The organism is Pseudomonas congelans, from assembly GCF_900103225.1.
GTDB classification, from domain to species: domain Bacteria; phylum Pseudomonadota; class Gammaproteobacteria; order Pseudomonadales; family Pseudomonadaceae; genus Aquipseudomonas; species Aquipseudomonas congelans.
This window is the reverse complement of record NZ_FNJH01000008.1, coordinates 109,995-133,091: the sequence shown is the minus strand read 5'-3', so window position 1 is coordinate 133,091 and position 23,097 is coordinate 109,995. Positions and strand designations below refer to the sequence as shown.

General features: G+C 59.9%; 16 protein-coding genes. 8 read left to right on the top strand and 8 right to left on the bottom strand.

What is annotated here, in order from left to right; genetic code table 11:
- The 3 genes from BLR20_RS22365 to BLR20_RS22355 form a co-directional block, all read right to left on the bottom strand.
- On the bottom strand, positions 1 to 960 hold the full coding sequence (locus BLR20_RS22365; protein WP_003342804.1) for an AAA family ATPase: 960 nt from the start codon (positions 958 to 960) through the stop codon (positions 1 to 3).
- A gap of 209 nt (positions 961 to 1,169) precedes the next feature.
- On the bottom strand, positions 1,170 to 1,916 hold the full coding sequence (locus tag BLR20_RS22360; RefSeq protein WP_054992409.1) for an amidohydrolase family protein: 747 nt from the start codon (positions 1,914 to 1,916) through the stop codon (positions 1,170 to 1,172).
- A 47-nt stretch (positions 1,917 to 1,963) separates the two neighbouring features.
- Positions 1,964 to 2,323, bottom strand: a complete 360-nt coding sequence (locus BLR20_RS22355; RefSeq protein WP_054992408.1) for a hypothetical protein — start codon at positions 2,321 to 2,323, stop codon at positions 1,964 to 1,966.
- A gap of 367 nt (positions 2,324 to 2,690) precedes the next feature.
- Here BLR20_RS22355 and BLR20_RS22350 point away from each other — a divergent pair, with 367 nt between their 5' ends.
- Positions 2,691 to 7,547: an NAD-glutamate dehydrogenase gene (locus BLR20_RS22350; protein WP_010435754.1), complete on the top strand. Its 4,857-nt coding sequence runs from the start codon at positions 2,691 to 2,693 to the stop codon at positions 7,545 to 7,547.
- A gap of 87 nt (positions 7,548 to 7,634) precedes the next feature.
- Here the strand turns inward: BLR20_RS22350 and mntP are convergent, their stop codons facing one another.
- Positions 7,635 to 8,207: a manganese efflux pump MntP gene (gene mntP / locus BLR20_RS22345; RefSeq protein WP_010435757.1), complete on the bottom strand. Its 573-nt coding sequence runs from the start codon at positions 8,205 to 8,207 to the stop codon at positions 7,635 to 7,637.
- A 279-nt stretch (positions 8,208 to 8,486) separates the two neighbouring features.
- Entirely contained in the window at positions 8,487 to 11,087 is a 2,601-nt protein-coding gene (acnB, locus tag BLR20_RS22340) for a bifunctional aconitate hydratase 2/2-methylisocitrate dehydratase (RefSeq protein WP_010435760.1), read from the bottom strand.
- Between the two features lie 402 nt (positions 11,088 to 11,489).
- Between acnB and BLR20_RS22335 the strand changes: the two genes are divergently transcribed.
- The 5 genes from BLR20_RS22335 to BLR20_RS22315 all read left to right on the top strand — a co-directional run bounded on the left by BLR20_RS22335 (position 11,490) and on the right by BLR20_RS22315 (position 16,179).
- Positions 11,490 to 11,960, top strand: a complete 471-nt coding sequence (locus BLR20_RS22335) for a DUF1289 domain-containing protein (RefSeq protein ID WP_002554470.1) — start codon at positions 11,490 to 11,492, stop codon at positions 11,958 to 11,960.
- An 84-nt stretch (positions 11,961 to 12,044) separates the two neighbouring features.
- The gene (locus tag BLR20_RS22330; protein WP_010435763.1) at positions 12,045 to 12,656 is read left to right on the top strand and encodes a MiaE family protein; all 612 of its coding nucleotides are present in this window, start codon (positions 12,045 to 12,047) and stop codon (positions 12,654 to 12,656) included.
- A 151-nt stretch (positions 12,657 to 12,807) separates the two neighbouring features.
- Positions 12,808 to 13,296 carry a MarR family winged helix-turn-helix transcriptional regulator gene (locus BLR20_RS22325; RefSeq protein WP_010435766.1) on the top strand — a complete coding sequence of 163 codons (489 nt, stop codon included), beginning with the start codon at positions 12,808 to 12,810 and terminating at the stop codon, positions 13,294 to 13,296.
- A gap of 72 nt (positions 13,297 to 13,368) precedes the next feature.
- The gene (locus BLR20_RS22320) at positions 13,369 to 14,577 is read left to right on the top strand and encodes an HlyD/EmrA/EmrK family protein (protein WP_010435768.1); all 1,209 of its coding nucleotides are present in this window, start codon (positions 13,369 to 13,371) and stop codon (positions 14,575 to 14,577) included.
- 42 nt (positions 14,578 to 14,619) lie between these two features.
- Positions 14,620 to 16,179, top strand: coding sequence for a DHA2 family efflux MFS transporter permease subunit (locus tag BLR20_RS22315; RefSeq protein WP_260676607.1), 1,560 nt, complete (start codon positions 14,620 to 14,622; stop codon positions 16,177 to 16,179).
- A 353-nt stretch (positions 16,180 to 16,532) separates the two neighbouring features.
- Here the strand turns inward: BLR20_RS22315 and lpxH are convergent, their stop codons facing one another.
- Positions 16,533 to 17,279, bottom strand: coding sequence for a UDP-2,3-diacylglucosamine diphosphatase (gene lpxH / locus BLR20_RS22305; RefSeq protein ID WP_054992407.1), 747 nt, complete (start codon positions 17,277 to 17,279; stop codon positions 16,533 to 16,535).
- Entirely contained in the window at positions 17,276 to 17,779 is a 504-nt protein-coding gene (locus tag BLR20_RS22300) for a peptidylprolyl isomerase (protein WP_010437159.1), read from the bottom strand. The genes lpxH and BLR20_RS22300 overlap by 4 nt, the downstream gene beginning before the upstream one ends.
- A 207-nt stretch (positions 17,780 to 17,986) precedes the next feature.
- On the opposite strand from BLR20_RS22300, the gene BLR20_RS22295 reads away from it, so the two are divergent.
- Positions 17,987 to 19,681 (top strand): glutamine--tRNA ligase/YqeY domain fusion protein, encoded by a 1,695-nt coding sequence (locus BLR20_RS22295; RefSeq protein ID WP_010437156.1) that lies wholly within the window; start codon positions 17,987 to 17,989, stop codon positions 19,679 to 19,681.
- Between the two features lie 24 nt (positions 19,682 to 19,705).
- A complete protein-coding gene (gene cysS, locus BLR20_RS22290; RefSeq protein WP_032612057.1) occupies positions 19,706 to 21,088 on the top strand; it encodes a cysteine--tRNA ligase in 1,383 nt (460 codons plus the stop codon).
- 107 nt (positions 21,089 to 21,195) lie between these two features.
- Here cysS and BLR20_RS22285 read toward each other — a convergent pair whose 3' ends face one another.
- Positions 21,196 to 23,052: a sigma-54-dependent Fis family transcriptional regulator gene (locus BLR20_RS22285; protein WP_054992406.1), complete on the bottom strand. Its 1,857-nt coding sequence runs from the start codon at positions 23,050 to 23,052 to the stop codon at positions 21,196 to 21,198.
- Between the last annotated feature and the right edge of the window lie 45 nt (positions 23,053 to 23,097).

Sequence of the window (23,097 nt, the reverse complement as noted above, 5' to 3'; positions counted from 1 at the left end):
TCAGGCGACGGCCACGACGTCGAGGATACGCTGAATCACGCGATCCTGATCGATACCGGCAGCTTCGGCCTCGAACGACAGGATGACCCGGTGGCGCAGCACATCGAACAGCACCGCCTGAATGTCTTCGGGGCTGACGAAGTCGCGTCCGGCCAGCCAGGCATGTGCACGGGCGCAGCGGTCCAGTGAAATGGAGCCTCGTGGGCTGGCACCGTAGGCAATCCATTCGGCCAGTTCCGGATCGAACTTGGCCGGGGTGCGGGTGGCCATGACCAGTTGCACCAGGTATTCCTCGACCGCATCGGCCATGTACAGGCCAAGGATTTCCTTGCGTGCAGCGAAGATCGCCTGCTGGCTGACGCGGCGCTCCGGTTTGGTTTCGCCATTCAGGGCTTCGCCACGCGCCTGTTGAAGGATCTTGCGTTCGACGGCGGCATCCGGGAAGCCGATCTTGACGTGCATCAGAAAGCGGTCGAGCTGGGCTTCGGGCAGCGGGTAGGTGCCTTCCTGCTCGATAGGGTTCTGGGTCGCCATGACCAGAAACAGCGGCGACAGGTCATAGGTGCTGCGCCCGACACTGACCTGCCGTTCGGCCATGGCTTCGAGCAGCGCCGACTGGACCTTGGCCGGCGCACGGTTGATTTCGTCGGCCAGTACCAGGTTGTGGAAGATCGGCCCCTGCTGGAACACGAAACTGCCGGTTTCCGGGCGATAGATTTCCGTACCGGTGATGTCGGCAGGCAGCAGGTCGGGGGTGAACTGAATGCGGTGGAACTGGGCTTCGATACCTTCTGCCAGCTCCTTGATCGCCTTGGTCTTGGCCAGGCCGGGAGCGCCTTCGACCAGCATGTGGCCGTCGGCAAGCAGGGCGATGAGCAGGCGTTCGATCAGCTTTTCCTGGCCAAGGATCTGCGTTGAGAGAAAAGTTCGCAGCGCAATCAGCGCTTCACGATGTTCCATCGGTGACGGTTCCTGGCAGGGTGAACAGCTGTGTCTGGTGACTGCTGAGCTGGGGGCGATACTTTAATCCATCCAGGCAGGTATCGACTAACGACTCCCGCGTTTTTTATTGCATTTAGAGAAGTGCCTGTCATTTATGCTGGCATTGTCCTACATGATCAATAGGTGTTCATGTAGGGCGATTGGCTCTGTTCGTCGAAGCCGCAGCGTCAGATTCGATAGAAGCTCGCCGCGTTATCCCACAGCGCCTGACCAGCGCCGCTTTCGCCCAGTGCGTCGATCAACAGTTCGATATCGTCGGGCCGGAATGGGCGGGGTGCGCGGGTCGATGGCAGGTCGGTGCCGAACATCAGGGCATTCGGGTTGGCGGCATGGATATCCCTGAGCGCCTCACGCACCGGAAAGTCCACGCGCCCGAAACCACAGGCCTTGATCCGTACGCCGCGCTCCGCAAGGCGCAGGACCACGGGCAGCCCTTCGGCACTCAGCCCCAGGTGGTCGATGCTGAGGGCCGGGAGTTTGCGCAGACGTGTTTCGATGTGCGCCAGTTCCCGCGAGTCGATGTACAGCTCCGAGTGCCAGCCTGCGTGTTCATGGACACGCACGGCCAGTTCCTCCAACTGGTCGAGCTGCTCCGAGCCGCCGCGCTTGAGGTTGAAGCGCAAGGCGCGCACGCCTGCCGTATTCAGGGTGTCCAGCTCTGCATCGGTGACGCTGGCGGGCAGTTGCGTGACACCGACGAAGCCCGGTCCCAGCAGGCGTAGTGCCTGAAGCAGATAACCCTGGTCAAAGCCCTGAAAGGAGCCCGACACAACGGCGCCGCCCTGAACGCCCAGAGGCTTGACCGTCGCAAGGTAGTCACTGACACCGAACGGCTCCGGCAGATAGCCGTTATTGGCGATCAGCGGGAAATGCGGATCGATGATGTGGCAGTGGGCGTCGAAAATGCGGTTCATGACACACTCCTGTTCGGCGAAGTGCTCACTCTAGCGCTTTTTCCCCGTCAGTTGATTGTGCTGCTGTACTCACCGACGTTTTCGAGAATGATCTGTAACGTCTGGTGCACGTCGTGCAACTCGCCTGCATCGGTGGCGTGGAGAATTTCATACTGATGGTGGCCATCGAGCTGCCTGGCGTCCTGCGGGTCGATTTCCACCAACAGGCGCTCGGCACTGAAGGTGACCTTCAGGCTGGACACATTCAGTGACTTGTCGTCGCTGATGGTGATTTCCACTTCGTTCTCGTCCGGGAAACGCGTCAGGGAAAACAGCATGCCGTTTTCTGCGTGGCAGCAGAGCAGTGCCATATCGTCGTATTCGTCGTCGCACGGGTTGGCGATGAGGCTGGCGGTCTTGATTTGCATGGTTGGCTCCGGGTCTGTCCAGGTGAGGCGTGAGGGGATTTTGCCAGTCCCGGGTAAATATTGTCGGGCGATATTGGCACCATCGTGCGCAGTGTATCGCGACCTGATGACCGAATATGTCGCAGCCTCGTAAGCAGTGTGCGCTCAGCTCTCGTTAAGCTGCATGACAGACGAGTGGTGTACGGTGTCGGGTGCGCGCAGCGTTTTTTCACCGCGATATACAAATGTGACTACCCTGACACAGCGCGCGTTACTACTTTAGCTTTACACTCGATCAGGTTATGCCCGCGCGATTGAATGCAAGGGCACACCGGTTTCAACACCTTCTTCAAGCCTCCCCAATAAAAGCCAAAGCGGAGTACCACAGATGGCGTTCTTCACCGCAGCCAGCAAGGCCGACTTCCAGCATCAACTGCAAGCGGCACTGGCTCAGCACATCAGCGAACAGGCACTGCCACAAGTGGCGCTGTTTGCCGAGCAATTCTTCGGCATCATTTCCCTCGACGAGCTCACCCAGCGGCGGCTTTCCGACCTGGCAGGCTGCACCTTGTCCGCGTGGCGCCTGCTGGAGCGTTTCGAACATGCTCACCCGCAGGTCCGTGTCTACAACCCCGATTACGAGCGCCACGGCTGGCAATCGACTCATACTGCCGTTGAAGTGCTGCATCACGACCTGCCGTTTCTGGTCGACTCCGTACGTACCGAGCTGAACCGCCGCGGCTACAGCATCCATACCCTGCAAACCACCGTACTGAGTGTGCGTCGCGGCGCTGCTGGCGAATTGCTCGAGATGCTGCCCAAGGGCACCACCGGCGAAGACGTGCTGCAGGAATCGCTGATGTACCTGGAGATCGACCGCTGCGCCAATGTCAGCGAGTTGAACGTGCTGGCGCGCGAGCTGGAGCAGGTGCTTGGCGAAGTGCGCGCTGCCGTCGAAGATTTCGGGCCGATGAAAGCGCGTCTGCACGAGCTGCTGGCCAGTATCGATGCCAACGAGTCCAACACCGACGTCGAGGAAAAGGCCGAGATCAAGGTCTTCCTGCAATGGCTGGTGGACAACCACTTCACCTTCCTGGGCTACGAAGAATTCGAAGTGCGCAACGACGCCGAAGGCGGCCAGTTGGTCTACGACGAGTCGTCTTTCCTGGGGCTGACCCGACTGCTGCGCCCTGGCCTGACCCGCGAAGAACTGCACATCGAAGATTACGCGGTGAAATACCTGCAGGAACCGGTGCTGCTGTCGTTTGCCAAGGCGGCGCACCCAAGCCGCGTACACCGTCCGGCGTACCCGGATTACGTTTCGATCCGGCAGATCGACGCGTCGGGCAAGGTCATCAAGGAATGTCGCTTCATGGGCCTGTACACCTCGTCGGTGTATGGCGAAAGCGTGCGGCAGATTCCGTACATCCGTCGCAAGGTCGCCGAGGTCGAGCGCCGCTCCGGTTTCGACGCCAAGGCGCACCTGGGCAAGGAACTGGCGCAGGTGGTCGAAGTGCTGCCACGTGACGACCTGTTCCAGACTCCGGTGGACGAACTGTTCACCACGGTCATGTCGATCGTGCAGATCCAGGAGCGCAACAAGATTCGCGTGTTCCTGCGCAAGGACCCGTACGGCCGTTTCTGCTACTGCCTGGCCTATGTGCCGCGCGACGTGTACTCCACCGAAGTACGCCAGAAGATCCAGCAGGTCCTGATGGATCGCCTCAAGGCCAGCGATTGCGAATTCTGGACGTTCTTCTCTGAATCGGTGCTGGCGCGGGTGCAGTTGATTCTGCGCGTGGACCCGAAGATCAACCTGGAAATCGACGTCGCCCAGCTGGAAAACGAAGTTATTCAGGCGTGCCGTTCGTGGAAGGACGACTACGCCAGTCTGGTGGTCGAAAGCTTCGGTGAAGCCCAGGGCACCAACGTGCTGGCCGACTTCCCGAAAGGCTTCCCGGCCGGCTACCGCGAGCGCTTTGCGGCGCATTCGGCAGTCGTCGACATGCAGCACGTACTGAGCCTCAGCGAAGCCAATCCGCTGGTGATGAGCTTCTACCAGCCACTGGCCGGTGGCCGCCAGCAATTGCATTGCAAGCTGTATCACGCCGATACACCGCTGGCGCTGTCCGATGTGTTGCCGATTCTGGAAAACCTCGGCCTGCGCGTGCTGGGCGAGTTCCCGTACCGCCTGCATCATGCCAATGGCCGCGAGTTCTGGATTCACGATTTCGCCTTCACCTACGGCGAAGGTCTGAACCTCGATATTCAGCAGCTCAATGACACCCTGCAGGATGCGTTCGTGCACATCGTGCGCGGTGATGCCGAAAACGATGCGTTCAACCGTCTGGTACTCACCGCCGGCCTGCCGTGGCGCGACGTGGCGCTGCTGCGTGCCTATGCACGCTATCTGAAGCAGATTCGTCTGGGCTTTGACCTGGGTTACATCGCCACCACACTGAACAACCACACCGACATCGCCCGCGAGCTGACGCGCCTGTTCAAGACCCGTTTCTATCTGGCGCGCAAGCTGGGTTCCGACGATCTCGACGACAAGCAGTTGCGTTTGGAACAAGCGATTCTGACTGCGCTGGATGACGTGCAGGTGCTCAATGAAGACCGCATCCTGCGTCGCTATCTGGACCTGATCAAGGCCACCCTGCGGACCAACTTCTATCAGGCCGATGCCAACGGGCAGAGCAAGAGCTATTTCAGCTTCAAGTTCAACCCGCGCCTGATCCCCGAGCTGCCCAAGCCGGTGCCCAAGTTTGAAATTTTCGTCTACTCACCGCGTGTCGAGGGCGTGCATCTGCGTTTCGGCAACGTGGCGCGTGGCGGCCTGCGCTGGTCGGACCGCGAGGAAGACTTCCGTACCGAAGTGCTGGGTCTGGTAAAAGCCCAGCAGGTGAAGAACTCGGTCATTGTGCCGGTAGGTGCCAAGGGCGGCTTCGTGCCGCGTCGCCTGCCGACCACCGGCAACCGCGACGAGGTGCAGGCCGAGGCAATTGCCTGCTACCGCATCTTCATCTCCGGGCTGCTGGACATCACTGACAACCTCAAGGAAGGCGCGCTGGTGCCGCCGGTCAACGTGGTGCGTCATGACGACGATGACCCGTATCTGGTGGTGGCTGCCGACAAAGGCACCGCGACGTTCTCGGACATCGCCAACGGCATTGCCATCGACTACGGCTTCTGGCTGGGTGATGCTTTCGCTTCCGGTGGTTCTGCCGGTTACGACCACAAGAAGATGGGCATCACCGCCAAAGGCGCATGGGTGGGCGTGCAGCGTCACTTCCGCGAACGCGACATCAATGTGCAGCAGGACAGCATCAGCGTGATCGGTATCGGCGACATGGCCGGTGACGTGTTCGGCAACGGCCTGCTGATGTCTGACAAGTTGCAGCTGGTCGCAGCGTTCAACCACCTGCACATCTTCATCGATCCGAATCCGGACCCGGCCACCAGCTTTGCAGAGCGTCAGCGCCTGTTCAATCTGCCGCGCTCGTCCTGGACCGACTATGACACCAGCATCATGTCTGCTGGCGGCGGGATTTTCCCGCGCAGCCTGAAAAGTATCGCCATCACCGAACAGATGAAGGCGCGCTTCGACATCAAGGCCGACAAGCTGACCCCGACCGAACTGCTGCACGCCTTGCTCAAGGCGCCGGTCGATCTGTTGTGGAACGGCGGTATCGGCACGTACGTGAAGTCCAGCGAAGAGTCGCACGCGGATGTCGGCGACAAGGCCAACGATGCGCTGCGCGTCGACGGCAACGAGCTGCGTTGCAAGGTGGTGGGCGAGGGCGGCAACCTGGGCATGACCCAACTGGGCCGTGTCGAGTTCGGCCTTAATGGCGGCGCGACCAACACCGACTTCATCGACAACGCGGGCGGTGTGGACTGCTCCGACCACGAAGTGAACATCAAGATCCTGCTCAACGAAGTGGTGCAGGCCGGTGACATGACCGAGAAGCAGCGCAATCAGTTGCTCGAAAGCATGACCGACGAAGTGGGCCACCTGGTGCTGGGCAACAACTACAAGCAGACCCAGGCGTTGTCGCTGGCAGCACGTCGCGCTTACGAGCGGATTGCCGAATACAAGCGCCTGATGAGTGACCTGGAGGCGCGTGGCAAGCTTGATCGCGCTATCGAGTTCCTGCCTGCCGAAGAGCAGATTGCCGAGCGGATTGCGGCCAAGCAGGGCTTGAGTCGTGCCGAGCTGTCGGTGTTGATCTCGTACAGCAAGATCGATCTCAAGGAAGCGTTGCTGGAATCCCGTGTGCCGGATGACGATTATCTGGCGCGCGATATGGAAACCGCGTTCCCGCCTTCGCTGAGTGCCAAGTTTTCCACGGCCATGCGCGGCCATCGCCTGAAGCGCGAGATCGTCAGCACGCAGATCGCCAACGATCTGGTCAACCACATGGGCATCACCTTCGTGCAGCGGCTCAAGGAGTCGACCGGCATGAGCGCTGCGGCGGTGGCCGGCGCCTACGTGATCGTGCGTGACATCTTCCACCTGCCGCACTGGTTCCGTCAGATAGAGGCACTGGATTACAAGGTTTCGGCCGAAATCCAGCTGGCATTGATGGATGAGCTGATGCGTCTGGGGCGTCGTGCAACGCGCTGGTTCCTGCGTAGCCGTCGCAACGAGCTGGACGCTGGCCGTGATGTGGCGCACTTCGGTCCGCACCTCGCCGCACTGGGTCTCAAGCTTGACGAACTGCTGGAAGGGCCTACCCGCGAGATCTGGCAGACGCGTTATCAGGCCTATGTCGAAGCCGGTGTGCCGGAATTGCTGGCGCGCATGGTCGCCGGTACGACGCATCTGTATACGCTGTTGCCGATCATCGAAGCCTCCGACGTCACCGGGCAGAACGCTGCCGACGTCGCCAAGGCGTACTTCGCCGTCGGCAGCGCGCTGGACATTACCTGGTACCTGCAGCAGATCAGCAGTCTGCCGGTGGAAAACAACTGGCAGGCTCTGGCGCGTGAAGCGTTCCGTGACGATGTCGACTGGCAACAGCGGGCGATCACCGTATCGGTTCTGCAGATGGCCGATGGTCCTTCGGAAATCGACGCGCGTCTGGCCCTGTGGCTGGAACAGCACACGCTGATGGTCGAGCGCTGGCGTGCCATGCTGGTCGAGCTGCGTGCGGCAAGCGGCACGGATTACGCGATGTACGCCGTTGCCAACCGCGAGCTGCTGGACCTGGCCATGAGCGGGCAGGGCATTACCGTGTAAGCGTGCTGTAAAAGGCTGTACCCATAAAAAACCCGCATCGAAAGATGCGGGTTTTTTTGTGCCTGCCTGATACGTTCGATCAGCCGATTACTGCGCCGCCGACAGGTGCTCGTAAAGAATCGTCGCACCCACCACGATCAACACGATACCGCCAACGATTTCAGCGCGTTTGCCGACCATCGAACCCAGTACCCGGCCCAGCATCACGCCGATAGTGACCATGACAGTAGTCGCGAGGCCAATGGCCAGGGCGGCAACCACGATATTGACGTCGACAAATGCCAGACCTACGCCGACCGCCAGTGCATCGATACTGGTGGCAAATGCGGTGACGGCGAGAATCCAGAAAGAATGCTGCCCCGGCTTTTCCTGCTCTTCGTCATCGTCGTGCTTGATGCCGTTGTAGATCATGTGCAGGCCGAGCACCAGCAACAGCGTGAAGGCGATCCAGTGGTCCCAGCTCTCGGCAAAACGCGCAGCCACTTGGCCGATGCCCCAGCCGATGACCGGAGTGATGGTTTCGATGGCGCCGAATATGAGGCCCGTGCGCAACGCTTCGAGAAAGCGCGGTTTATGCAGGCTTGCTCCTTTACCAAGGGCCGCAGCAAAAGCGTCCGTGGACATGGCAAGCGCGAGAAAGAGGAGGGAAATCGGGTTCACGGTTATATCCAGTCGGGCTATGAGTCAACGACGCAGCCACACGCCCGACTTTAGGCATGGATGCATCGTTGGTCTCGCCAACCAGAAGGTGTTCGCACCACGGCATGCTGCCGAGAATGTTGATACGAACGCTCTGTGACCGGAGTCAAGAGCAGGCTACTCCCCAACAAGGGCCGCCACTATAGCCATGTGAATGTGAAAAATATATGTACGAGGTCGAGTGAGGGCAAAAAAAACCCCATCACGAGGATGGGGTTCTTTTGCTGCTAGCTTTCGTGCTTAGACTTGAACGGCCGGGATGTTGGCGTTCGCAGCGGCTTCACGGAACTCGGCGATCTGATCGAAGCTCAGGTAGCGGTACACGTCCGCTGCCATGGTGTCGATCTGGTTGGCGTAACCCATATACTCTTCAACGGTCGGCAGGCGACCCAGAATCGAAGCAACGGACGCCAGCTCGGCCGAGGCCAGGTAGACGTTCGCGCCGTCACCCAGACGGTTCGGGAAGTTACGGGTCGACGTCGACACCACGGTCGAGTTCGGTTCCACGCGTGCCTGGTTACCCATGCACAGCGAGCAGCCCGGCATTTCCATACGTGCGCCAGCCTTGCCGTAGATGCCGTAGTAGCCTTCTTCGGTCAGCTGGTGAGCGTCCATCTTGGTAGGCGGCGACAGCCACAGACGCGTAGGCAGCTGGCCCTTGACCTGATCCAGCAACTTGCCCGCAGCGCGGAAGTGGCCGATGTTGGTCATGCAGGAACCGATGAACACTTCGTCGATCTTCTCGCCCTGTACCGAAGACAGCAGGCGTGCATCGTCCGGGTCGTTCGGCGCGCAGAGCACAGGCTCTTTGACGTCGGCCAGATCGATTTCGATGATTTCGGCGTATTCGGCATCCTTGTCGGCTTCCAGCAGCTCCGGGTTGGCAACCCAGGCTTCCATCGCCTGAGCACGACGCTCCAGGGTGCGAGGATCACCGTAGCCCTGTTCGATCATCCAGCGCAGCAGGGTGATGTTCGAATTCAGGTATTCGATGATTGGCTCTTTGGCCAGCTTGATGGTGCAACCGGCAGCCGAACGTTCGGCAGAGGCGTCAGACAGCTCGAAAGCCTGTTCGATGCTCAGGTTGTCGAGGCCTTCGATCTCCAGGATGCGACCGGAGAACGCGTTCTTCTTGCCTTTCTTCTCTACGGTCAGCAGGCCAGCCTGAATTGCGTAGTAAGGAATGGCGTGAACCAGATCGCGCAGGGTGATGCCGGGTTGCATCTTGCCCTTGAAGCGAACCAGGATCGATTCAGGCATGTCCAGCGGCATGACGCCCGTTGCAGCAGCGAACGCGACCAGACCGGAACCGGCCGGGAAGGAGATGCCGATCGGGAAGCGGGTGTGCGAGTCGCCACCGGTGCCGACGGTGTCCGGCAGCAGCATGCGGTTCAGCCAGCTGTGGATGATGCCGTCGCCCGGACGCAGGGAAACGCCGCCACGGGTCATGATGAAGTCAGGCAGCGTGTGATGCGTCTTGACGTCGATAGGCTTCGGATAGGCCGCGGTGTGGCAGAACGACTGCATGACCAGGTCGGTCGAGAAGCCCAGGCACGCCAGGTCTTTCAGTTCGTCGCGAGTCATCGGGCCAGTGGTGTCCTGGGAGCCGACAGTGGTCATCTTCGGTTCGCAGTAGGTGCCCGGACGAACGCCTGCTACGCCGCACGCCTTGCCGACCATCTTCTGCGCAAGGGTATAGCCCTTGGTGCTTTCGGCTGGCTGGTCAGGGGTCTTGAACAGGTCGAACTCCGGCAGGCCCAGTTCGGCGCGAGCCTTGCTGGTCAGGCCACGGCCAATGATCAGTGGAATACGGCCGCCAGCGCGGACCTCGTCGAGCAGTACCGGAGTCTTCATTTCGAAGGTGGTGATGACTTCGTCGCTGTCGTGCTTGCAGACCTTGCCGGCGTAGGGATAGACGTCGATCACGTCACCCATGTTGATGTTCGAGACATCGAATTCGATTGGCAGAGCGCCGGCATCTTCCATGGTGTTGTAGAAGATCGGAGCAATTTTGCTGCCGAAGCAGAAACCGCCGGCACGCTTGTTCGGGACGTAAGGGACGTCGTCGCCGAAGAACCAGAGTACCGAGTTGGTTGCCGATTTACGCGATGAACCCGTACCGACCACGTCACCGACGTAGGCAATCGGGAAGCCCTGACCGCGCATTTCTTCGATCTGCTTCATCGGGCCGATGGAGCCCTGAACGTCAGGAACGATGCCTTCACGGGCCATTTTCAGCATGGCCAGTGCGTGCAGCGGGATGTCTGGACGCGACCAGGCATCAGGGGCAGGGGACAGGTCGTCGGTGTTGGTTTCGCCGGTGACCTTGAAGACGCGCAGGCTGATCTTGTCGGCCAGTGTCGGGCGCTTCTTGAACCACTCGCCATCAGCCCAGGACTGCAGGACAGCCTTGGCGTGGGCATTGCCGTTCTTGGCTTTTTCCGCCACGTCGTGGAAGGCGTCGAACATCAGCAGGGTGTGCTTGAGTTGTTCGGCAGCGACCGGCGCGAGGGTGGCGTCGTCGAGCAGTTCAACCAGGGTGACGATGTTGTAGCCACCCTGCATGGTGCCGAGCAGTTCGGTGGCGCGTTTTTTGTCGATCAGGGGAGAAGTGGCTTCGCCCTTGGCCAGGGCAGACAGGAAACCGGCCTTGACGTAGGCAGCTTCGTCAACGCCTGGCGGAACGCGATTGGTGATCAGATCGACAAGGAAAGCTTCTTCGCCAGCCGGGGGATTCTTCAGCAGCTCGACCAGGCCTGCAGTTTGTTCGGCGTTAAGCGGCTGGGGCACGATGCCCTGGGCGGCACGCTCTTCGATATGTTTACGGTAGGCTTCAAGCACAGTATTAACCCTCATCAGTGGTCCCAAATGGGTGTCCGGGACGCTCATCCAGAAATCGCCCGTACCCACGCAAGGCTTATTGAGCCTTGTTGGCAGGGTATCGGTGATTCCTAACAGAAGCTGTTTTCAAAGTTTTACGCCTGCAGGGCGGGGGGAGTGGCGGTCGACACGGCCATTCGTGATGAGGGAATGGCCTGTCGACGCCGCACTGCGGGATTAACTTGACTGTGCTCGTGACGCTTTGAAAACAGCTTCCAACGGACATTGGCGCCTTAAAAGGCTCGCTGATTCTACGCCAAAACTTTGCCGAAGGTAAGTTAGCCCCTACATCTTCGGGGGTGAACTTGCTTAGACAAAGGGCTAACATGAGCCCTTGTTTCGCCTTCCCCAGTCCTGCCTGACATGCCCGATTACATTATCAAAACCCCCTGCGTCGGCCTTTGCTCCACTGTTTACGGGGATCTGGTGTGCCGTGGCTGCAAGCGGTTCCACCACGAGGTCATTCACTGGAACGGCTATAACGAAGATGAAAAAAGAGCGGTCTGGCTGCGTCTGGAGCAACTGCTGGTCCAGGTGATGACTGCCAAGCTCGAAGTCTTCGATGCCGACAAGCTGCGTGCGCAGCTCACCCAGCGCAAGATCCGTTTTGTGCCGCACCAGTCCGAATATTGCTGGGCTTACCAGTTGATCGCCCGTGGCGCGCGGGTGATCAGCCAGGTCGAGGCCTACGGTTTCGTGCTGTTGCCGGAGTTCCGCGACTGGACGCTGCCGGAGCTGCGCGATGCGATCGACCGCGAGTTTTTCCTGCTGTCCGAGGCGCACTATCAGCGCTATATCGCGCCAGGCTTTCTGCGCGACGCATTCGGCGCCTGACAACTCCGGCATGCTTTTGTGTCGCGAGGCATCGTTGCTCCTCGTATAATGCCCGGCCGTGCCTCTCCGTCATTCTGTGAGCCTATGTACCCGATCCCTGAAATCGAAGCCTTCCTGCTTTGCCGCACCCCTGACAGCTGGGTCCAGGCCGCACTGAGCAATCTGGACATCCTGCTGATCGACCATGCGAACAACGAGAAGAAGGCCGCCGGGGCAGCGTTTCAGTTCATGTTTCAGTACAACGACAAGTTCGACCTGTTGAGCAAGATGTCACGTCTGGCCCGGGAAGAGCTGCGCCATTTCGAGCAGGTCATCAGCATTATCAGAAAGCGCCAGATCCCCATGGCCAACATCAGCTCGGCCCGGTACGCCGGGGCGCTGCGCAAGCTGGTGCGCAATCACAACCCCTACCGGCTGACCGACGCGCTGATCGTCGGTGCCATCGTCGAGGCTCGTTCCTGCGAGCGCTTCGCGGCGCTGGTGCCGCATCTGGACGAAGAACTGGCCAAATTCTATGGCGGTCTGCTGAAGTCCGAAGCGCGACACTTTCAGGACTACCTCAAGCTGGCGTACAGCTACGGCGACAAGGCGGATGTCGATGCCAAGATCGAGGAGATCCGTCTGGCCGAGCGTGAACTGATCGAAAGTCCTGACGAAGAGTTCCGCTTTCACAGTGGCGTACCTGTCGCCGCCTGATTCCTCCCGCACGCACACTCGAAAACGACCGTCTTGCCAGCGGTCGTTTTTTTATGGGGATTTAGCAAGCATGCTAATAAATGCTTTGACAACGGCTGCCTAGGCAGTAATATTTTGCAATCACTGCCTAGGCAGCTATCTGGGTCAATCCGTGAAACATTTCAGCCCCGACAATTTCGAATCCAGCCTCATCGGGCTGCTGGTCGGTCGTACCAATGCGCTCAAAGACCGCATGCTCGACAAGTACCTGCTGCCCTATGACGTGACGTTCGCGCAGTTCAAGGTGCTGATCATCATTGCCCAGTTTTCCACCGATACCCCCGTGGAGTTGTGTCGGCACCTGTCGCTGGACAGCGGTTCGATGACCCGTATGCTCGATCGTCTGGAACAGAAAGGGCTGGTGGTACGCAAGCGTTCCGCGACCGATCGTCGTCAGGTGCGTCTGGCGCTGACCGAGCAGGGACAGGCGCTCTCCGATCTGCTGCCGCAGATTGGTGCGGACGCGATGAACGACACGTTCGCGGCGCTCGACAGTGAAGAGGTCGAGAGCCTGAGAAGAATTCTCACCAAGGTGCTGGTGGCTGCTGATGACCACATCACTCTGACTCGTTTGAGCTTCAACCCCAAAGCTAAAAGTTGAGCGGCCGAGGTGTTGGCAGGCGCGAGCCTGATCGCCGTCGTTCCGTCGCTTCGCTGATTAAAGGTAACTGCCATGGCCACTGCTGCCGCTGAAAACACATCTGCCCAGGCTCCTCAACAGGCGCCTAAGTCTGGCAAGCGCAAGTTCATGCTGATCGGGCTTGCCATTGTCGTCGTGATCCTCGCGCTGGGTATCTGGGCCTGGTACGAGATCTACGGCCAATGGAGCGAAGAGACCGACGACGCCTATGTCAATGGCAACGTGGTCGAAATCACCCCGCTGGTCACCGGAACCGTCATCAGTATTGGTGCGGACGATGGTGATCTGGTGCACGCAGGGCAGGTTCTGCTCAAGTTCGACCCGAGCGACGCCGAAGTCTCGCTGCAAAGTGCCGAGGCCAATCTGGGCAAGGTCGTGCGCCAGGTGCGCGGCCTGTACAGCAATGTCGATGGCATGAAGGCGCAACTGGCCGCGCAGCGTGCTGCCGTGCAGACCGCTCAGGACAACTACAACCGTCGTCGCAGCCTCGCCGCCGGGGGGGCGATCTCCCAGGAAGAGCTGTCGCACGCCAGAGACAGCCTGACCAGCGCGCAGAGCGCTCTGAACAACATTCAGCAGCAATTGAGCACCAGTGTGGCGCTGGTCGACGACACCGTGGTGTCCTCGCACCCGGACGTCAAGGCCGCGGCCGCGCAATTGCGTCAGGCCTACCTGGCCAACGCACGTTCGACGCTGGTCGCACCGGTCACCGGTTATGTAGCCAAGCGCACCGTGCAACTGGGGCAACGCATTCAGCCGGGCACCGCAACCATGGCGGTCATCCCGCTGGATGAGTTGTGGATTGATGCCAACTTCAAGGAAACCCAGTTGGGCAAGATGCGCATCGGTCAGCCGGTGGAGATCAGCTCCGACCTGTATGGCAGCGATGTGAAATACAGCGGCACCATCGACAGCCTGGGGGCCGGTACCGGCAGTGCCTTTGCATTGCTGCCTGCGCAGAACGCGACCGGCAACTGGATCAAGATTGTCCAGCGCGTGCCAGTGCGGGTGCACATCAACGCTGAAGAGCTGGCGAAGTACCCGTTGCGCATCGGCCTGTCGACCACGGTTGAAGTCAACCTGCATGATCAGAGCGGTCCGGTGCTGGCGCAACAGCCACGCAAGCAGGCCGCGTTCAGCACTCAGGTGTACACCGAGCAACTGGCAGACGCCGACGCGCTGATCGCCCGCCTGATTCATGAGAACAGTGCGCCCGGTGGCAAGACTGCCGTTCAGCGCTGAACCGCCAATCCGTGAGCCCCGGTCCGCTGGCCGGGGTGTCGCATTCGTCTTCAGGGATTTGCGATGAGCAACAACGCCCCCGCTTCCTTTACCCCGCCAAGCCTGTTGCTGTGCACCATCGGTCTGTCGCTGGCGACCTTCATGCAGGTGCTCGATACCACCATTGCCAACGTGGCGCTGCCGACTATCGCCGGCAACCTGGGGGTCAGCTCGGAGCAGAGCACCTGGGTGATCACCTCGTTTGCGGTCAGCAACGCGATTGCCTTGCCGCTGACCGGCTGGCTCAGTCGCCGCTTCGGTGAGGTCAAGCTGTTCCTGTGGGCCACTATTCTGTTCGTGATCGCCTCGTTTCTGTGCGGTATTTCCCAGTCCATGCCGGAACTGGTGGGCTTCCGGGCGCTGCAGGGGATGGTCGCCGGCCCGCTGTATCCGATGAGTCAGACCCTGTTGATTGCGGTGTACCCGCCTGCCAAAAGGGGCATGGCCCTGGCCTTGCTGGCGATGGTGACGGTGGTGGCGCCCATCGCCGGGCCGATCCTCGGTGGCTGGATCACCGACAGCTATAGCTGGCCGTGGATCTTCTTCATCAACATTCCCATCGGCCTGTTTGCCGTGCTGGTGGTGCGTACCCAGATGGCCAAAAGGCCGGTCACCACAGCGCGTCAACCGCTGGACTACATTGGCTTGCTGGCGCTGATCGTCGGTGTCGGCGCGTTGCAGATAGTGCTCGACAAGGGTAATGATCTGGACTGGTTCGAATCGAACTTCATCATCTTCGGCTCGCTGATTTCGCTGGTCGCGCTAGTCTTCTTCGTCATCTGGGAAATGACCGACAAGCACCCGATCGTCAACCTGCGCCTGTTTGCCTACCGCAATTTCCGCATCGGCACGCTGGTCATGATCGGCGGCTATTCCGGCTTCTTCGGCATCAACCTGATCCTGCCGCAGTGGTTGCAGACCCAGATGGGCTATACCGCGACCTGGGCGGGGCTGGCCGTTGCACCGATTGGCATCCTGCCGGTACTGATGTCGCCCTTTGTCGGCAAGTACGCGCACAAGTTCGACCTGCGGCTGCTGGCTGGCCTGGCGTTCCTGGCGATGGGGCTGAGCTGCTTCATGCGTGCAGGCTTCAACACCGACGTGGATTTCGAACACGTGGCCATGGTGCAGTTGTTCATGGGCATCGGCGTGGCACTGTTCTTCATGCCGACCCTGAGCATTCTGCTGTCCGACCTGCCGCCCGATCAGATCGCCGATGGCTCCGGACTGGCAACCTTCCTGCGCACCCTCGGCGGCAGCTTCGCAGCGTCGCTGACCACCTGGATCTGGATCCGCCGCGCCAACCAGCATCATGCCTACCTGAGTGAAAACATCAGCACCTTCGACCCCGCCACCCGCCACGCCCTCGACAGCCTGGGCGGCGCCAGCCCGCAAGCGTATGCGCAACTGGAGCAGACCCTCAACGCACAGGCCTACATGATGTCCACAGTGGATTACTTCTACCTGCTGGGCTGGATATTCGCAGGACTGATCCTGCTCGTCTGGCTTGCCAAACCCCCATTCGCCGCCAAGGCCGGGCCTGCGGCAGGGGGCGGACACTAGTTTTTTGTGCGCCTATCTGAACCGTGCCTTCGGCCAAACTGCTTTAAAGTGCTTTTTCAACCGCGATGGCACTGACATCGCAGAACCGCTGTGTGACGCAGAGCGTCACGAACTGCATTCCCACGCGGAGCGTGAGGAACGATAGTCAAAACAATCCCATGCCTTACCTGCTGCAGCCACTGCCGAAAAAGCGCTTTTCAACCGCGAAGGAACCCGACGAAGTCGGGCCGGAAACGGAGCTTGGGGGTTTGCCTACTTTGGCCCCATCAAAGTAGGTCGCCGAGGGGCGAAAAGGTGACCTGAGCCGAATCCCAATCCACCTGATGTCGCAGAACAGCCGCATTACCGCGTCATCAGTTCAACAGCGCAGTCGTCTCGGGCACAAAGTCGAACGAACTCAGATTGAATCCCTGACCATCCACCTGCAGCACCCAACCCTGACGATCCCAGTCACCCAGCACAATGCGTCTGGCGGCCTGATCGCCGATCTGCAGCTTATGAATCGCCGGACGATGAGTGTGGCCGTGGACCAGCGTACGCACACCGAACTGCTGCATGACCCGCGGCACCTCGTCCGGCGTCACATCGACAATATCATTGGCCTTCATACGGGTTTGTGCACGGCTTTCATTACGCAGCTTGCGCGCCAGCCTGTGGCGGGTGCCCAGCGGCAAATGGCGCAGAATGAACAGCGTCAGCGGATGGCGCAGATAACGGCGCATCCGCATATAGCCTTCATCGCGGGTGCACAGACTGTCGCCGTGCATCAGCAGCACCGGCTCACCGTTCAACTCCACGACACTGGGGTCGCTCAGCAGCGTGCAGCCCGCTGCCTTGCAAAAACCCTTGCCGAGCATGAAGTCACGGTTGCCGTGCATCAGAAAAATTCGTGTGCCGCTGTCGCTCAATTCGCGCAGGGCCTTGCAGATCGAAAGCTGGAACGGCGACATCGCGTCGTCACCGATCCAGGCTTCAAAGAAATCCCCGAGGATATACAGCGACTCGGCTTCGCGAGCGCGTCCTGCGAGCAGATCCAGAAACGCCCGGGTAATGTCCGGGCGCTCCTGTTCAATGTGCAGATCGGAGATCAGCAGTATCACTCAACGATCTCGGCTTTCTCGATGATCACGTCTTCTACCGGGACGTCCTGATGGCCGGCCTTGCTGGAAGTCGCCACGCCTTTGATCTTGTCGACGACGTCAGTGCCTTCGATCACTTCAGCGAACACAGCGTAACCCCAGCCCTGAACGGTCTTGGCGCTGTGGTTGAGGAAGGCATTGTCGGCGACGTTGATGAAGAACTGCGCAGAAGCCGAATGCGGCTCCATGGTGCGGGCCATGGCTACGCTGTACTTCTTGTTCGGCAGACCGTTGTCGGCTTCGTTCTGGATGCTCGGGCGCTTGTCTTTCTTTTCTTTCATGCCAGGCTCGAAACCGCCGCCCTGGACCATGAAGTTGCCGATCACACGGTGAAAAACCGTGTTTTCGTAGTGGCCGGCCTTAACGTATTCGATGAAGTTGGCGACGGTCAGTGGCGCCTTTTCTTCGTTCAGTTGCAGCACGATGTCGCCGTGGTTGGTAGTCAGCTTTACATTAGGCATTTCGGAAGTCGCTCTCTAGTCATGCATGAATGGGCAGATTATGACCCTGACGCGCAGTTTACAGACGAGGTTACATTTTTCAGCGCTTTTGCAGCTTTTATGCCTTCAAATACGCAGTCTGTTGTCAGGGACTTGACAGCTTCGGCTATGATAAGCGCTTTGATTTAGTCGGCCTACCCTGGCCGCGCACGTATGTCCAAGGATCCTATGAGCAAGCCCACTCCAGAACCCGCTGCCAATCCAAAGGCAGGTCCAGCCGTACCGACCAATTTCCTGCGTCCTATCGTGCAGGCAGACCTGGACTCGGGCAAGCACAGCAAAATCGTGACCCGCTTTCCACCGGAGCCCAACGGCTACCTGCACATCGGTCACGCCAAGTCGATCTGCGTGAACTTCGGTCTGGCCAAGGAGTTCGGTGGCGATACGCACCTGCGTTTCGACGACACCAACCCGGCCAAGGAAGACCAGGAATACATCGACGCCATCATGAGTGACGTCAAGTGGCTGGGCTTCGAGTGGGCCGGGGAAGTGCGTTACGCCTCGCAGTACTTCGACCAGTTGCACGACTGGGCGGTCGAGCTGATCAAGGCAGGCAAGGCCTATGTGGACGATCTGACCCCCGAGCAGGCGCGCGAATATCGCGGCACCCTGACCGAGCCGGGCAAGAACAGTCCGTTCCGCGAGCGTGGCGTCGAGGAAAACCTCGATCTGTTCGCACGCATGAAAGCCGGTGAGTTCGAGGATGGCGCTCGCGTACTGCGCGCCAAAATCGACATGGCCTCGCCGAACATGAACCTGCGTGACCCGATCATCTACCGTATTCGTCATGCGCATCACCATCAGACCGGCGACAAGTGGTGCATCTATCCGATCTATGACTTCACCCACGGTCAGTCGGATGCCCTCGAAGGCATCACCCACTCGATCTGCACCCTGGAGTTCGAAAGCCATCGTCCGCTGTACGACTGGTTCCTCGACAACCTGCCGGTGCCGTGTAAGCCGCGTCAGTATGAGTTCTCGCGCCTGAACCTGAACTACACCATCACCAGCAAGCGCAAGCTCAAGCAACTGGTCGACGAGAAGCACGTCAGTGGCTGGGATGACCCGCGCATGTCGACGCTGTCGGGCTTCCGCCGCCGTGGCTACACGCCGAAATCGATTCGCAATTTCTGCGAAATGATCGGCACCAACCGCTCTGACGGTGTGGTCGATTTCGGCATGCTCGAATTCAGCATCCGCGACGACCTGGACCACAGCGCGCCACGCGCCATGTGCGTACTGCGCCCGCTGAAAGTGGTCATCACCAACTACCCGGAAGGTCAGGTCGAAAAGCTGGAACTGCCGCGCCACCCTAAAGAAGACCTGGGCATGCGCGAGCTGCCGTTCTCGCGGGAGCTCTACATCGACCGCGACGATTACATGGAAGAGCCACCGAAGGGCTACAAGCGTCTTGAGCCCAACGGCGAAGTGCGTTTGCGTGGCAGCTATGTGATCCGTGCCGATGAAGCGATCAAGGATGCCGATGGCAACATCGTCGAGCTGCGTTGCTCCTACGACCCGGACACCCTGGGCAAGAACCCTGAAGGCCGCAAGGTCAAGGGCGTTGTGCACTGGGTGCCGGCAGCCGAAAGCGTAGAGTGCGAAGTGCGTCTGTACGATCGACTGTTCCGTTCGCCGAACCCTGAAAAAGCCGAAGAGGGCGCAAGCTTTCTGGACAACATCAACCCGGACTCCCTGCAAGTACTGACCGGTTGTCGCGCCGAGCCTTCGTTGGGCCAAGCGCAACCGGAAGACCGTTTCCAGTTCGAACGCGAAGGTTATTTCTGCGCGGACATCAAGGACTCCAAACCTGGTCGACCCGTCTTCAACCGCACCGTGACGTTGCGGGATTCCTGGACCTGATGCTGTACGTTTGAGGGGGAGCACGTGCTTTCTATCTACAACACGCTCACCAAGAGCAAAGAAGTTTTCAAGCCGCTGGATGGCAACAAGGTGCGCATGTACGTCTGCGGGATGACCGTGTACGACTACTGCCACCTGGGCCATGGCCGTAGCATGGTTGCGTTCGATCTGGTGACCCGCTGGTTGCGCTTTAGCGGTTACGAGCTGACCTATGTGCGCAACATCACCGATATCGACGACAAGATCATCAACCGGGCACGGGAAAACGGTGAGTCGTTTGACGCACTGACCGCGCGCATGATCGATGCCATGCATGAGGACGAGGCGCGCCTCAACATCCTCAAGCCGGACATGGAGCCGCGTGCCACCGATCATATCCCCGGCATGCACGCCATGATCCAGACCCTGATCGACAAGGGCTATGCCTACGCGCCGGGTAACGGCGATGTGTACTACCGGGTCGGCAAGTTTCAGGGTTACGGCAAGCTGTCACGCAAGAAGATCGAGGACCTGCGCATCGGCGCACGCATCGAAGTGGACGAGTCCAAGGAAGATCCGCTGGACTTCGTGCTCTGGAAAGGCGTCAAACCGGGCGAGCCGAGCTGGGAGTCGCCCTGGGGTGCCGGGCGTCCAGGCTGGCATATCGAGTGCTCGGTGATGTCGACCTGCTGCCTGGGCGAGACCTTCGATATTCATGGCGGCGGCAGCGACCTCGAGTTTCCGCACCATGAAAACGAAATCGCCCAGAGCGAAGCGGCCACCGGCAAGACCTACGCCAATGCCTGGTTGCACTGTGGCATGATTCGCATCAATGGCGAGAAGATGTCCAAGTCCCTGAACAACTTCTTCACCATTCGCGACGTGCTGGAGAAATACCACCCGGAAGTGGTGCGTTACCTGCTGGTGTCGAGCCATTACCGTAGCGCGATCAACTATTCCGAAGACAGCCTGCGTGAGTCGAAGGCGGCACTGGAGCGTTTCTATCACGCGCTCAAGGGCCTGCCGGTCGCCGAAGCTGCGGGTGGCGAGGCGTTCGTCGAGCGTTTCAGCACGGCGATGAACGATGACTTCGGTACGCCTGAAGCCTGCGCGGTGCTGTTCGAGATGGTCCGCGAGATCAATCGTCTGCGCGAATCCGACGTCACAGCGGCTGCGGGTCTGGCGGCACGCTTGAAGCAACTGGCCAGCGTGCTGGGTGTCCTGCAACTCGAAGCCGACGACTTTTTGCGCGCTGGCGCGGAAGGGCGGGTCGATGCGGCTGAAGTGGAGGCGCTGATTCAGGCGCGTCTGGCTGCGCGTGCCGCGAAAGACTGGGCCGAGTCCGACCGTATCCGCGACCAGATCACCGCCATGGGCGTGCTTCTGGAAGACGGCAAGGGCGGCACCACCTGGCGTCTGGCGGACTGATCAAGGACTATCCCTGAAACACTATCGTGCCCACTCCGCGTGGGCATGCTTTTCTGGACGCTCCGCGTCCTGTCCTCGATGACGTGCGGCCTGCCGAGCGTCAAACACTAAACGATCCGCTGTTCCCGCAACCGCTTGTACAGTGTGTTGCGGCTGACGCCCAGACGTTTGGCCAGCTGTGAAATATTCCCGCCTGCCGCTTGAAACAATTGGCCGAGGTCTTCGCTCGAGTGAAGGCGTGTGGCCGATTCCTGAGTCTTGCTCGGGGCATGGCATTCCTCGTCCGCGTGAGCATCGAGCAGAAAGTCCTCGGGCAGATGGTCAGTGCTGATCGGCTGTTCGTCGGCCAGTGCCAGCGCAACCTGAATCACACTGTTGAGCTGGCGCAGGTTGCCCGGCCAGGGGTGACGCTCGAACAACTCAAGCACTTCTCTGGAAAAGCCCGCGCGCTGGTGAGCATCACGGTGCCGCTCCCAGATTCGCTGGATAAGCGCATGTTTGTCAGTCCGCTCGCGCAGGGGCGGGAGTTCGATGCTCAGGCCGCTGATTCGGTAGTAAAGATCCTGGCGAAAAAGCCCCGCCTGGACCTGATCGCGCAGGCCTCGGTTGGTGGCTGAAATCAGCCGTATATCGACCGGATACAGCTCGCTGCTGCCCAATGGCTGAACGCAGCGCTCTTGCAGCACGCGCAGCAGTCGCGCCTGTACCGGCATCGGCATGTCGCCCACTTCGTCGAGAAACAGCGTGCCTTTGTCGGCCTTGCGGATCAGGCCGATGCTGCCTTTCTGGTTGGCCCCGGTGAAGGCGCCTCTTTCATAGCCAAACAGCTCGGCCTCGACCAGTTCGGCCGGGATCGCCGCGCAGTTGACGGCGATCAGCGCCTGGCTGGCGCGCGCACTGGCCTGATGCAGGGCTTTGACAAACACTTCCTTGCCGACCCCGGTTTCACCGTGAATGAGCAGCGGGATGTCTTTCTCCAGCAACCGCTGCGCCTGACGCACAGCCTTCTCGACCTTCGCGTCGCCCAGGCTGATCGCCTGCAGATCAAGGTTTCGTGGTGGTGCAGTAGGCACATGAGCAGCCTGCACGCAATGCAGCTTCAATGGTTTGCGAGTCGGGCGCTTGAGCAGGCACTGAAAGCGATTGTTGCCAAATGCATGCAGCGCAAACGGACGCGCTTCGGTCTCACTGAGCAATTGCAGGATCGGACATTTGAACAGCGTCTCGATGCTGACACCGGACGGAGTTTTCCCCAGCAGGGTGTCGGCACGTCGATTGGCACAGAGGATCTTGCCGCTCTCGTCGAAAATCAGCAGGCCGGCCCATTGGCTGTCGAGGTTGTTCAGGCCGGTATTGAAGATCAGCTGGAAATGAGAGTCACGAAACTGATCGAGGATCAGGCGGTTTTCCACCGACTGGCTCATCATTTTGACCATGCCCAGTGTGTGCGAGGGTGGCAGGAAGCTGTCACTGGACACATCCAGCACGGCGATCATGCGTCGATCCGCGTCGAAGATCGGTGAAGCAGAACCGGTCATGAAGCGATTGGCCTTGAGGAAATGCTCGTCCGGCTCGATATGAATGGCCTGCTCGCAGGCCAGTGCCGTGCCGATGGCATTGGTGCCCGTGCCGCGTTCGCTCCAGCTGGCACCGGGCATGAAGCCCTGAGCCTGCGACGATTCGACAAAACGCTGCGCACCCCATGACTTGAGCAACTGACCTTGCGGGTCGGCCAGGAGAATCAGACAGCTGGAGTTGCTGAGAATGTTTTCGTAGACCGGCAGGACCTCCTGATGGGTGGTCTGTACCAGTCCATGGTGGCGCTCCAGCAGCCTGGAAACCTCCGCCCCCGGCAATTGGCCGAATGAAGGGCGAGTCTGATGACTGAGGCCGAAGTCCCGGCAGCGGGTCCATGAATCCTGAATGATGATGTCGTGAGCAAGCGAAGCGCTGGTTTGAGACATGAGGATGCCTGCGAATGTGACGCATTGTTTTTGTTTTTAGGTCCC